The following is a 13078-nucleotide window of genomic DNA, read 5'->3' as shown; positions in this document are numbered from 1 at the left end:
CTTATATAGAGTAGCATAAATAATCAAAATAAAACATGATTAGTAGGTGGATTTTAGATCCGCCTGTTTGTTATGCCTAAAAAGGAAGAAACGGGAATGAAGGTTATCATCTTCATTCCCGTTTCTCTCATCCAAAGCATTATCCCAATGTTAACTTAATGACATTGATTCAATAATCTACTGCTTTTTGCATATACTACAATATTTACTTATTACTTCTGAAGCTGTTTGGAAATAATTGTCCTATCACTGTCAGAAATGCCCAAATTACTAAATGCCTGGTCTAACGTAACCGATGTGTTTTTCATCAGCATCTTAACGCTCTGTACCAATGTATTGATTCTGCTCATCTCAGCGCTCTTTATTGATTCTGCTTCAGCATACTGTTCTGCATATTTCTTTACTGATTCACACACAATATCACGTCCTTCCTCTGTTTCCTTGAAATGATGAACTCCCGCAGCCAATTCCTCGTAATGCATGTCCTTAGAAGACTTTGCATGAAAATCCTGAATAAGCTTTCCTATTGCATCATTTCCTTTGTACATTCCATTCACATAAATGATATGTGATCCATCATTCAATGATTCTCCTGTTTCTAAAACAATTCTGTCTGCTCTATATATTGGATAACCTTTACGGAATTTATCATGTTTATAAATAAATACCACATATGAGTCCTTAAGAATTTTGAACTTATCGCGCTCTTTAAGCATTCTTGAATCAACCATGGCACTATGAAATCTTGCACGTCTCACATGTGCGCCTTCTGAATCACCCTGTACTTCGATGTCAATCTCTTCTCCATCAACATCTATAGCATGAACATCAAGTGTAATATCTCTTCCACCCACCAACGGATTCTTAAGTTCTTCCTGTCCCTCAACACTAATAACCTCTATATTACGATTAAAAATTATTCTGAGCACAAGTTGTGTTGCTGGAATATTCCTATCAAAAACTAATGACATCAGATCATCATCAAAAAGCGTAAGGTCATCAACAATCTGATTTACTTTAGCTTTATTCTGCTGTTCGATATGATTACTGTCGTCCACAATTATTTCGTCTTTTGCCATACCTACTCCTTCAAGATAATAATAGCACTCTGCCCCAAGCCTTACAATCAGTAAAAAAGGCAATTTAATGCAAACTTTATAATTTGATTTTGATGTCACAATTTGTGACCATTATCTTAGGCAGTTCTACTTTAACTCAAAAAGAGCGCTTGGTTATTTGCCAAACGCTCTAATACTTATTTCTCTAAATTGATATGATTAAGCTCACTTATCTTTTTTTCTCGCCATAACATTAAAAGGAACAAAATTGACATTATAAACCAATATATGAACTTAATTACTTTTTTCATATCTTATCCGATTCTTACATGATTCTTTAACTGGAAATTTTCATCATTTGAACATAGATAAATAATTCCTTCAATAAATCCTACTATCGCAGGAATTCCTGTCCAACAAAAAAAAAGATATATTATGCCATCTTCCACTTCTCAGACTGCATCTGTACAGAAATCATATGCTTGTATATTCCGTCGATTTCTCTAAGCTTCGAAGGACTGTCCGATTCTGTAACAGTTCCGTCTTTAAGTACGACTATCTTATCCGCTCCGTCAACCGTTCTCATACGATGAGCAATGATAAGAACTGTCTTATCCTTTATGAGGTCGCTTATTGCTTCCTGAATGAGTGATTCATTGTCTACATCAAGAGACGCCGTCGCTTCATCCATGAGGATTATAGGCGAATTCTTAAGGAACGCTCTTGCTATGGATATCCTCTGACGTTCGCCGCCCGAAAGCTCCGATCCGTTCTCACCTATAAGCGTGTTATAGCCATCGGGAAGTTTCTCTATGAATTCATCGCAGTGAGCAAGCTTAGCTGCTGCCATAACCTCTTCATCCGTAGCCTCTTTCCTACCGATCCTGATATTCTCAAGTACTGTATTATTGAAAAGAGTAACATTCTGGAAGACGATTGAATACATCGACAAAAGCTTCTCGGGATCAATCTTCGAAATATCCATTCCGCCAACCGTAATCCGGCCTGCGTCGATATCCCAGAATCTTGAAGCAAGTCTTGAAACCGTAGTCTTACCGCCTCCCGAAGGTCCGATGAGCGCTGTAACCTCGCCCTGCTTAGCCACAAAGCTCACATCTTTAAGAACAGTCTCCCCGTCCTCGTAGGAGAACTTTACATTCTTAAACTCAATATCATATCCGCTATTAGTAAGCTCCTCCGTTCCGGTCTGCTCATAATGTGAAAAGATTTCATCCATTCGCTCGCACTGTGTATCTGTCGCAATAAGTGCCGAGAAATTCTGAAGTGCAATCTGAAGAGGTTCATACATCCTTGATACTACAAGTAAGTACATGAAGAATGTAACAACATCAATTTCATTTTTGATAAGAAGTGCCGATCCCGTTACGGCAACTGTACCGATTCCCAATTTAAGAATCATCTGCGCGCTGCAGACAAATGCTGCATTTAAGAACTCCGAGAAAATATTGTGAGACTCAACATCTTTAATCTTCTGCGTAAGTCCTACCATATATGAATCCTGCGCATTGTATGCCTTAAGATCTCGCACAGTCTCAAGTGCCTCCTGAATCCCGTCAAGACATGCAACCTTATATCTGCTTCCTCTTCGGTTTACAGCATGCATAACACTTCTTGATGTAAAGACTATGATGAAAGCTACGGGAAGCACCCATACTGCCGCAACAGCCATTCTCGCATCAAAGAAGAAAAGGCTGACAACCACGATTGTAGTTGAAATAAATGCACCCACAAGTTCGGGCAGCCAATGCGACGAAGCAGTCTCAATCATTGCACAATCCGCCATGATGGTATTTGTAAGATCGGCAAGATCTTTTTTACCAAAAAACGAAAGTGGAATCTTTCTAAGTTTCTCTGCAAGCGAACGCCTTCTTACACCACTCTCCACGTAGGTTGAAAAGAAAGTCGCATTATACTGCAGATACTCCGTAAAAGCGATGAGGAAAAGGCAAATAAGACCGCCTACCACAAACAGTATTACATGTTCCTTGGGAATACTGCCTGAAAGCAGATCCCCTGCCATTGTAAAAAGAATACCAACCGGCATCATCTGTGCAAGATTTGCTAAAGTGCACGCTCCGAAAGCTTTCACCATATCTTTGGTACCCTGCTCCGAAAGCGCATATTTATGTTGCATTTTTTCCATTATACTCATGCGCCCTTACCTACCTTCCAATTAACAGATTTCTGATATTCGTTCCACATATGGCTGTAGATACCGTTCTTTTTAAGAAGCTCATCATGCTTACCTGATTCTGCCACTTTTCCGCCTGACAAAACGCATATCTTATCGGCATCAATAACTGTAGATAAGCGATGTGCGATCATTATTACAGTCTTGTCTTTTGACAGATTTGCAAACGCCTGCTGAACCATGATCTCATTGTCAGGGTCTGCAAAAGCTGTCGCTTCATCAAGAATCAGAATCGGTGCATTCTTAAGGAACGCTCTTGCAATAGAGATTCTCTGTGCCTCTCCTCCGGATACGTAAGTGCCCTTACTTCCGATCATCGTGTGTATGCCATCGGGAAGCTTTTCTATAATATCCCAGCACATTGCATCTTTAAGAGCCTTAATAACTTCCTCATCCGTAGCGTCAGGTCTTCCCATTCTGACATTGTCTAAGATTGACATCTTAAGAAGCTTACTGTCCTGAAAAACGTATGAAACCTGCTTCATAAGCTCGTTGGTCGCAATATCTTTTACATCGACGCCACCAATCTTAATACTGCCCTCTTTAACATCCCAGAACCTTGCGATAAGTGAAGCGAGCGTGGTCTTACCGCCTCCCGAAGGTCCGACAAACGCAACATGCTCACCGGGCTTAATATCAAGTGTGATGCCGTCTATCGCATTCATCTTGTTTTCGTCATAAGTAAATTTGATATTATCTATGCTGATTCCGCTATCTTTAGGCATCTTAGGATCTGCTGCCTCTCTAAGCGGTTCAACTTCCAAAAGATAATACATCCTCTCAAGAGCATCTTTTACTATCATCTGACTCTCTCCCGCGTATGCCACTTTCATAAGAGTAACCGTGAGAATTGGCGTGATTATGATGTAGAAAAGAATGTTATACAAAAACGGATCCGTTACCGTATTTCTTGCAAAAATAAAACTGCATGCCACAAGCGCAGCAAATATCGCATTTGCCGCCGTTGTAAAGCCTATCATAGGCATCCTCATGCCGACAGTATAGGTAATCGTCCACTTTTCATATTTATCAATCGCATCTTTGAATCTTTTAAAAGAAAATACAGACTGACCGAAAGTCTTTACGACAGGTATACCTCTTACATATTCAACCGCCTCGGCAGACATCTCGTCGAGGGCATTCTGATATTCCTTCATGTCGTTCTGCATCTTTTCACCCATCATACTGCCCATCATAAGAAAGGCCAGAACAGCAGGAATAAGACAGATAAGGCCTATCTTCCAGTCAAAAATAAGAAGCATAGCGATAAGACCAATAGGTGTTGCATAGCTTACCGCCTTGTCGGGAAGGCTGTGTGCCAGGAATGTCTCCGTAGCAGCACTTGAATCGGCAACTATCTTTCTTATCTTTCCGCTTCCCTGAGATTCGATATATCCCATTGGAAGCTTCATTACATGCTCCATCATATTTGTTCTCATATTTGCCTGAACTCTGAATGCGGCAATATGTGAACACATAAGAGCTGCGATATAGATCACCATCGCCAGAAGGCTCATCCCGACAGCGCTCCATCCGTAAGAAACAATATGTGTCGCCTTTCCGAAATCATCGCGAACTTCCACAACCTCTTTAATAATGCACCATATGTAATAAAATGGAACCAGTGCTACAATCGCACTTATCGCAGCCAGAATCCATGAACTTACAGTAAAATACTTGTGATTCCCCGCATACTCAAACAGCTGCGAAATAACGCTCTTTTTCTTTTCCATCTTTGCTATTTCCTCCGCTTATTTTAATATCAGCAACATGACCTTTTTCCAGTCTAAGAACAACTGTTGCGCATCTTCGTATAAGATCCGGATCATGTGTAACTACAAAAACAGTTTTGTTTCCTCTAAGCGACCTTATAAGTTCAGCTACTTTCTCCATATTGTAAAAATCAAGCCCGCTTGTCGGTTCATCAAATAATATTATTTCCTTTTCCGAAAGAACTGCACTTGCCACTGCAACTCTCTGCTTCTGCCCTCCCGAAAGACTCATAGGATGCCTGTCTGCAAATTCTTTAAGCCCAAGCTTTTCCAGAACTTCCAGCGCTATCTCTTCATTTTCATCGTCCATGCCAAGTGTCACTTCATCCATAACACTTTCACAGAAAAGCTGATGATTTACATCCTGCATAACCATATACGCGTTCTTAAGAAGCTTTCCGGATTTGTATTTTTTTCCATCGATCTCAATATATCCTTTGAAACTCTTCATAAGACCACAGACGCATTTAGAAAAAGTGGATTTTCCCGCCCCGTTATGTCCGACTATGGCAATCACTTCGCCGCGTGGAATTTCCTGCCTTTTTATATCAAGTGCATCGAAACCTCTGTAGCTGTATGAAAAATTTTCAAGAATCATATTTCCTGCATCTAAAGGACTTTCTTTTACGGGAGTCATTTCAAGATTCTCATTAACAGATCTAAGCCCATGACTTCTTAGTTCCGATTCACTTAAGTTTTTGAACTCATCCATCGTCATGTCAAAGACTATTTTGCCATTCTTTAAACATATGACTCTGTCGCATATGTCTTTTAGCCAATATAGTCTATGCTCGGCAACCACTATTGTCCTTCCCTCTTTTTTCCAACAATCCAATGTGTCTTTAAGATCATCGATTGCTTCAAGACTGAGATTCGATGACGGTTCGTCAAGAACGCATACTTCAGGATTAAGTGTATCGACAGAAGCACATGCTATTTTCTGCTTCTCTCCACCCGACATATCAAAAATACTTCTGTTCATCAGAGGTCTGATATTCATGGAAGATACCGTCTTATCAATTCTTGCAAGTATCTCTTTCTCGGATATCCCCATATTCTCAGGTCCAAATGCCAGCTCACTTGTGCTATCAACGCAAAAGAACTGACTTCTGGGATTCTGAAAAACAGATCCGACAATCTTTGCCGTTTCATAAAGCTCAGCCTGAATGGTATCCGTTTCATTCACGTAAACATGTCCATTCATCCGCCCTTCATAAAAATGCGGTATAAGACCGTTTATCATCCTGACAAGCGTTGTCTTTCCGCATCCTGATTCTCCGCATAGAAGGACCGCTTCGCCCTTTTTTATTTCCAAAGTGATATTTTCTACAGATGCATCATCAGAATCCGGATAATTAAAACTTACATTTTCAAACTTTATCATTTCACCACATCCACAATCAGTAATATCCACGGAATCAAACACAATGCCATTGCAACATAATCCTGCATTCGAAAACCTATCTTACAGATGTTTGTCCTTTTTACATTTCCGCCAAGCCCTCTTGTAAGCGCAGCTGCTGACAATTCTTCACCTATATTGACGCAACATGTCATAAGAGGCACCATTCTGTATTCAATGATCTTCGATGCATGCTTGCCGGTAAGGCTTATTCCGCGCATTTTCATAGCACATCCTATAGACTCAGCTTCATCTATTACCGTTGGAAAAAAGCGAAACATAACAGACATAGGTATAATAAAGTTGTCACTTACGTGCATTCTTTTCATTGCGGCATTAAACTCGCTGACCGTTGTTGATTCCATAAGATAACGTCCCATCATTATGCACGGAAGAAATCTTCCCAGAATTCCGCATGAACCAAGAAGAATGTAATATAGAAATCCGCTCATGCCGTGGGTATTTGCAAATCCTAAAAGAAATGTCGTAACCCAGAACAAAAATATCCCTATGACAGCCGTCTTAAATCTCTTTGCCGTAATAAGAAGCAGGAAAGGCATCATACACAAAACCGGCACGAGTGCTTCCACTCTTTTCCCGCCTGCACCGCCAAGCGCAAAGGTTGTTATCGTGATAAGGATAAGAAGCTTTGTCCTAGGATCCATAACAAGGCCTCGATTTAGTTTTTTACGATTGTATAATTCACTTTCCATTAAACAATACCGGCTTTCTCAAAATGCTTCTTCATAAAGCTCATTCCAAGAAGTGCTCCGAGAACACCGAAAACAAATGCCCCCCCCAAGATTATAGGTGCTGTCCAAGGCTGAAAAATAGTCTTGAGCACATTAACATAATCACTTCCGTAAGATGTTCTTGACGCAAAGTAACCGTCGATATCAAGATACAAAGGAAGAAAACATCCAAAGATCGTAATATTCATGATTCCATGGCTTAACATCGTCATCTTCTTGCTTGCGTAATTTCCACCCTTAGCAATAAGATCCGCAACAACACCGCAAATTATTCCAAAAATAAAAGGCCAATAGCCCATTCCGGTTATCCACAAAAATGCTCCGATCAAAACAGTAATGATAGTTATCATTCCAAACTTCTTTACCTTGGTATAAAAAAGCATCATTGTTATTCCGCCGATAAGAGGACACAACACCGCGAGCGACGGCATAAGAACAGGTATAAAACCAAGCATTGAGATTGCCGTCATTATCACACAATAAATAGCGGCATATATTCCGATATTTATCAGATCCTTTCCCCCAAGCTTTCCGTTTGACTTCTTTGTGATTACTCCATCCATACTACTTGTACTCCTTTTGATATAATTGTTTTGGTTAGTTTTAGCTAACTAATAATTAAACTTACCTCGAGTGTCACTTCGACATTCTGATATATAATATCACCATTTGTTAGTTTTTGCTAACTTTTGAACAAAAAATTTTGGAGCAACACTTAATTAGATGTTGCTCCAAAATCTCAAAATAATCCCTTTTATAGTCTTACCCGTAGCTTTATTTATTCCAATACTTCTTTACTTCTCTGTAAAAATTTTCATGTGTTCCGGCAAGAATAACAACTACAAGTTCGTCATTAACATACTCTACAGTATATGCCACGCGATATTCCGTCCTGTTATATCTGAAACCATATGACAAAATTCCTTCAAGATCACCATGTTTTTCCTCTCCTACTGTAGGATCGGCTTTAATCTCATCAAATGCTTCCTTGAATAATTCCTTTAAATTCTTGTCTTTCAATTTCTTTATATACTTACCGGTAGCAGGAGAAATAATAATATTTGCCAATTACTTACTCCTCCTCACCAAATACATCATCATATGACATCGATTCCATTTCACCTTTAGCCATCTTATGAGCTTCATTTAGCATTTCCTTTATGGCAGGTCTGACTTTCGATTGTCTTGACTTAAATTCTTTTAAGAGATTCTTTCCCGAATACCCTTCATTTATTAATTCTTCAAGTATTTCTTCCGCAAATTCCCCGTTAGACTCCAAACGAGCAGGACGAATAACAAGTTCATTGTCTCTTATAATGCATTCTGCCTTGTCATCAAAACCAAGCTTTTCAAAAAATGCTCCCGGTATTGTTAATTGACGTTTGGAAGATATACTGATTATTTTCCTGTTCAATCCAGCAATCATCGGCTTTCCTCCTATATATAAACCAATTTCACATTTTCTTTGTTTCTTGGTTTCATTGTAATCAAATTTCTTTATTTTTTCAACTTCAGTATAGTATCTTTATACTTTTTTCATTTTCCCGCTTCACAAAAGCAAAGGCCTATGCTATATTGAAAATCGAGTTATCGGTAATTCAATTTTCAGTAATATTTAGGAGGTCACAAATGTCAATACCTGATAAAAGTATAGACCCCAGACTATTAGACAGTGCTAAAGCAGAGTTCCTAAAAAATGGTTTTTTAAAGGCTGAACTTAAAACTATTTGCGAAAACGCCGGCATTACTACAGGTGCTCTATACAAGCGGTATAAAGGTAAGGAGGAATTATTCTGTGCGGTAGTGAAAGATACCGTTGATGCAATTGAAGATTATATCAACAAACGCACTCTCCCTAATCTTTCAGAACTCACTGACGATGAAATATGTCACGCATGGGATATGAACGAAGAAAATACCCTGGAGCTATTCAAAATGCTTTGGAAGCTGAAAGATGGTTTTGTGCTTTTGATCTGTAAATCATCCGGCACTCGCTTTGAAAACTATCAACATGACTTTGTTTCATCCATGAGTGAGGCATACGAAAAATATTACAACGAAGCCAAGCGTCGTAATCTTGCACGAACAGATATCACAAGTAAGGAACTGCATGTAATTTGTACTTCCTTCTGGACTTCTGTTTATGAGCCCTTTACACATGATCTAAGCTGGAAGGAAATAGAACAGCACTGTAAAATCATGTGTCGATTCTTTAATTGGACTGACACAATATTATTAGCAGAAAGGTGAGAAAAATGTTTAAAAAAATAAAGCCTTATATGGGTAACTATATAAAGTATACTTACGCCGCAATGATCACAATGTTAATTGCTCTCGTTGCTTCAATGATACCTTATTTTCTGGTATACAAGATTATCGAGCCTTTGCTTAACGGAGAATCTCTCTCCGTTAAGTCCTTTGGCATTTACTTAGTGATTATTTGTGCCTGCGAGTTAGCCTTCTCTAACTTGTACGTACTCGGTCTGAAATTCTCTCATATTTCAGCCTACAATACATTAAAAACAATCCGAATATCTCTGCAACGAAAGTTAGAACAACAGCCTCTTGGTGCTATCCAGGATATGGGTAACGGAAAAATCAAAAAACTATTTACCGATGATATCGAACAGATAGAGATTTTGCTTGCACATGCCGTACCGGAAGGACTCTCAAATCTGTGCATTCCTGTAATAGCATTAGTCTTTATGTTTATAGCAGATTGGAAGCTTGCACTACTTTCTCTTTGCTCTTTACCAATCGGTCTTGCTGCCATGGGAATGATGTTTAAAGCAGGCATGGAAAGAATGAACGCCTACTATTCTGCTGCATCTAAGATGAATGCTACAATCATTGAATATGTAAATGGTATGGAAGTTGTAAAAGTCTTCGGCCGCGACGGCGAATCTTATAAGCGCTATGAAAATGATGTTAAAAGTTATCGTGATTTAACTCTTGCCTGGTATAAGGTTTGCTGGCCATGGATGGCATTGTACAGTGCCGTTCTTCCATGTATCGCACTTGTTACTTTGCCGGTAGGTACTCTTTTTGTTATCAATGGCACTTCAACAATTGCAAACCTTGTTCTTGTCTTTTGCCTTTCACTTTCAATGGGTACTCCTCTTCTTAAGGCATTGGCGTTTGCAGGAAAAATCCCTCAGTTGAATTACAAAATCTCTGAGATTGAAGCAGCTATGGACGGTGAACCACTTAAGACAGGTGGAAATAAATTCAAAGGTACTTCTTGCGAAGTTAAATTCGAAAATGTCCGCTTCGGATATAAAGATGCGGAAGTACTTCACGGTGTTGACTTAGACCTTAAGGAAGACACAATGACCGCCCTTGTAGGTGAATCCGGAAGTGGTAAATCCACTTTGGCTAAACTGCTTGTACATTACTACGACCTTAACGGAGGCAGAATCACTCTTGGCGGTCAGGATATCACTGACATGAACATTGAAGCATTAAATAATCAAATATCATATGTGTCTCAGGAGCAATTCCTTTTCAATACTACTTTGTACGAAAATATTTTGATAGGTAATCCTTCTGCTACCAGAGAACAGGTGCTTGATGCAGCTGATAAAGCTCAGTGTAGTGAATTTCTTGCCAGATTGCCAAAGGGTATTGATACCATGGCCGGGGATGGCGGCAAGATGCTTTCCGGTGGCGAGAGACAACGTATCTCTTTAGCAAGAGCTATTCTTAAAAATGCTCCTGTTATCGTACTTGATGAAGCCACCGCTTTCATCGATCCTGAGAATGAAGAAAAAATGAATTCTGCTATTGCAGAAATAATCAAGGGCAAAACCGTTCTGGTTATCGCCCATAGATTACAAACAATCGTAAACGCCGACAAAATTTGTGTGCTGAAGGATGGTAATTTAGTAGCCGCTGATACCCATGAAGCTCTTCTTGGCAGCTGCGAAGAATACAAAAAACTTTGGAACAGTAGCGAAGCCAGTGCTAACTGGAAAATTGCCAATGCAACTGAAAAAGAGGGAAATGAGGTGGAAGCATGTTAGGATTGATCAAACGAATAATAGGGGTTTCCGGTAAATATAAAGGCGGAATCTACGGTGCCTTTGTCATGTCTTTCCTTAAAGGTATGCTTATGAAGGTTCCTATCATATTAATGTATTTCATTCTTGCAGCATATATAGAGGGTACTATCACAAAAGCTATTTGCATCAGAACTGCAATAATAATGGTAGCAGGTGTACTAGCTCAAGCCATAGCTCAGTATCTTGCAGATAGAATGCAAAGCGCTGCCGGATACAAAATATTCGCAGACATGAGAATGAAGCTGGGCGAGCATTTACGCAAACTTCCTATGGGTTACTTTACCGAGGGCAATATAGGTAAAATCAGTTCCGTATTATCAACTGATATGGTCTTTATAGAAGAAAACTGCATGATGGTTTTAGCCGACATGATGAGTTACTTATTCGCACAGTTTATTATGGTAGTGTTTATGTTCTTCTTTGATTGGCGTTTAGGCTTTGCTTCTGCCCTCATCTCTTTATTTATGGTTATGATAGGTCAGGGAATGATGAAAAATGACCTTGTTCATTCAGATAAAAAGCAAGAGGCCTCAGAAGTACAGACTGAAGCGGTTCTAAACTTTACAGAAGGAATCGGTATCATAAAGACTTATAACCTCCTTGGTGATAAGTCAAAGGAACTTACAAACAGCTTTGAAGAAAATTGCCGTGTAAATCTTGATTTCGAGCATTCTCATATGCCTTGGAAGCGAGCAATATTTCTCCTTTATGGTTTAGGCACCGTTACAATCTTGGGCGTCTCGGCAATACTATATTTCAACGGATTAATGGAGCTAAAATTCTTCTTTGGTATGCTTCTTTGTCTCTTTGATTTATTTGTACCAATGAGAACCTTCTATGATCAGGAGGCAAGACTTACAGTTATGAACTCCTGCATGGACAGAATTGAAGCTTTATTTGCCGAGAAAGAATTAGACGATAACGGCACTGACAATTTAAACAGCGAAGCAGCCACAGAAATTGAATACAATAATGTGACCTTTGCTTATGATTCCAAAGATGTTTTAAAAGATGTATCTTTCAAAGCTAATAAGGGTGACATGGTTGCACTTGTTGGCCCTTCCGGTGGCGGAAAATCAACAATAGCAAGTTTGCTTACACGATTCTGGGATGTTAAAGAAGGAAGTATTCTCTTGCGTGGAAAAGACATCAGAAAAATACCTCTTGCAACTTTAATGGATAATATAAGTATGGTATTCCAACGAGTATATCTTTTCCAGGATACCATCCATAATAACATTGCTCTTGGTCGCCCCGATGCGACAAAAGAGGAAGTCATCGAAGCAGCTAAAAAAGCTCGCTGTTATGATTTCATTATGGAGCTTCCCGAAGGATTTGATACAGTTATCGGCGAAGGCGGAGCATCTCTTTCCGGTGGTCAGGCACAGCGTCTTTCCATTGCAAGATGTATCCTCAAGGACTCTCCTATTGTTATCCTGGATGAGGCTACAGCAAGTGTAGATGCCGACAATGAAAGCTATATCCAGTCAGCTATTTCAGAGCTTTGCAAAGGAAAAACCCTTCTTGTTATTGCCCACAGGCTCAACACCATAATGGGCGCCGACAAGATTATGGTTATCAAGGATGGTATGATTGCTGAAACCGGAAACCATTCAACTCTCATGAAAAAGAAAGGCATTTATCATAGCATGGTTACAAAACGTGCTGTTTCCGCAGGATGGAAAAATTAATATAGTACAAAAATAAGACAGTCGTCATTATTAAACAATGTCATTAAGTTAAGATGACAGCCCAAAAGATCTCTATGTCAGAAATGACATAGGGGTCTTTTTTTCTTAAAAGGTATTGACAGATTATCGT

At 39.3% G+C, this 13078-nt stretch carries 11 protein-coding genes; 3 read left to right on the top strand and 8 right to left on the bottom strand.

Annotated elements, in window-relative coordinates:
- Window positions 1-212: 212 nt before the first annotated feature.
- The 8 genes from T356_RS19045 to T356_RS0109680 form a co-directional block, all read right to left on the bottom strand.
- Window positions 213-1079, bottom strand: coding sequence for a PD-(D/E)XK nuclease family transposase (locus tag T356_RS19045; RefSeq protein ID WP_081777808.1), 867 nt, complete (start codon window positions 1077-1079; stop codon window positions 213-215).
- A gap of 412 nt (window positions 1080-1491) precedes the next feature.
- The gene (locus T356_RS0109710) at window positions 1492-3225 is read right to left on the bottom strand and encodes an ABC transporter ATP-binding protein (RefSeq protein ID WP_026514318.1); all 1734 of its coding nucleotides are present in this window, start codon (window positions 3223-3225) and stop codon (window positions 1492-1494) included.
- Between the two features lie 2 nt (window positions 3226-3227).
- Window positions 3228-5003, bottom strand: coding sequence for an ABC transporter ATP-binding protein (locus T356_RS0109705; RefSeq protein WP_035780916.1), 1776 nt, complete (start codon window positions 5001-5003; stop codon window positions 3228-3230).
- Window positions 4966-6426, bottom strand: a complete 1461-nt coding sequence (locus tag T356_RS0109700; RefSeq protein ID WP_026514316.1) for an ABC transporter ATP-binding protein — start codon at window positions 6424-6426, stop codon at window positions 4966-4968. The genes T356_RS0109705 and T356_RS0109700 overlap by 38 nt, the downstream gene beginning before the upstream one ends.
- On the bottom strand, window positions 6423-7109 hold the full coding sequence (locus T356_RS0109695; RefSeq protein ID WP_242827169.1) for an energy-coupling factor transporter transmembrane component T: 687 nt from the start codon (window positions 7107-7109) through the stop codon (window positions 6423-6425). Before T356_RS0109695 ends, T356_RS0109700 begins: the two co-directional genes overlap by 4 nt.
- Before the next feature lie 47 nt (window positions 7110-7156).
- Complete coding sequence (locus T356_RS0109690; RefSeq protein WP_026514314.1) at window positions 7157-7759, bottom strand: MptD family putative ECF transporter S component; 603 nt, start codon at window positions 7757-7759, stop codon at window positions 7157-7159.
- Window positions 7760-7970: 211 nt separating this feature from the next.
- Window positions 7971-8264, bottom strand: a complete 294-nt coding sequence (locus T356_RS0109685; protein WP_026514313.1) for a type II toxin-antitoxin system RelE/ParE family toxin — start codon at window positions 8262-8264, stop codon at window positions 7971-7973.
- 4 nt (window positions 8265-8268) lie between these two features.
- The gene (locus T356_RS0109680) at window positions 8269-8622 is read right to left on the bottom strand and encodes an AbrB/MazE/SpoVT family DNA-binding domain-containing protein (RefSeq protein WP_026514312.1); all 354 of its coding nucleotides are present in this window, start codon (window positions 8620-8622) and stop codon (window positions 8269-8271) included.
- A gap of 203 nt (window positions 8623-8825) precedes the next feature.
- Here T356_RS0109680 and T356_RS0109675 point away from each other — a divergent pair, with 203 nt between their 5' ends.
- From T356_RS0109675 to T356_RS0109665, 3 genes are read left to right on the top strand one after another with little or no spacing between them, the layout of a single operon-like run.
- Window positions 8826-9446, top strand: a complete 621-nt coding sequence (locus T356_RS0109675) for a TetR/AcrR family transcriptional regulator (RefSeq protein ID WP_026514311.1) — start codon at window positions 8826-8828, stop codon at window positions 9444-9446.
- Window positions 9447-9451: 5 nt separating this feature from the next.
- Window positions 9452-11218, top strand: coding sequence for an ABC transporter ATP-binding protein (locus tag T356_RS0109670; RefSeq protein ID WP_026514310.1), 1767 nt, complete (start codon window positions 9452-9454; stop codon window positions 11216-11218).
- Window positions 11212-12948 (top strand): ABC transporter ATP-binding protein, encoded by a 1737-nt coding sequence (locus T356_RS0109665; RefSeq protein WP_026514309.1) that lies wholly within the window; start codon window positions 11212-11214, stop codon window positions 12946-12948. Before T356_RS0109670 ends, T356_RS0109665 begins: the two co-directional genes overlap by 7 nt.
- Window positions 12949-13078 lie beyond the last annotated feature (130 nt).

The organism is Butyrivibrio sp. LB2008, assembly GCF_000621565.1.
Taxonomy (GTDB): domain Bacteria; phylum Bacillota; class Clostridia; order Lachnospirales; family Lachnospiraceae; genus Butyrivibrio.
This window is presented reverse-complemented; position numbering and strand designations above follow the sequence as displayed.

Coding starts and splice junctions, on each gene's coding strand:
- T356_RS19045 (WP_081777808.1), bottom strand. CDS start 1,079: ATGGCAAAAGACGAAATAATTGTGGACGACAGTAATCATATCGAACAG.
- T356_RS0109705 (WP_035780916.1), bottom strand. CDS start 5,003: ATGGAAAAGAAAAAGAGCGTTATTTCGCAGCTGTTTGAGTATGCGGGG.
- T356_RS0109700 (WP_026514316.1), bottom strand. CDS start 6,426: ATGATAAAGTTTGAAAATGTAAGTTTTAATTATCCGGATTCTGATGAT.
- T356_RS0109695 (WP_242827169.1), bottom strand. CDS start 7,109: ATGGATCCTAGGACAAAGCTTCTTATCCTTATCACGATAACAACCTTT.
- T356_RS0109690 (WP_026514314.1), bottom strand. CDS start 7,759: ATGGATGGAGTAATCACAAAGAAGTCAAACGGAAAGCTTGGGGGAAAG.
- T356_RS0109680 (WP_026514312.1), bottom strand. CDS start 8,622: ATGATTGCTGGATTGAACAGGAAAATAATCAGTATATCTTCCAAACGT.
- T356_RS0109675 (WP_026514311.1), top strand. CDS start 8,826: ATGTCAATACCTGATAAAAGTATAGACCCCAGACTATTAGACAGTGCT.
- T356_RS0109670 (WP_026514310.1), top strand. CDS start 9,452: ATGTTTAAAAAAATAAAGCCTTATATGGGTAACTATATAAAGTATACT.
- T356_RS0109665 (WP_026514309.1), top strand. CDS start 11,212: ATGTTAGGATTGATCAAACGAATAATAGGGGTTTCCGGTAAATATAAA.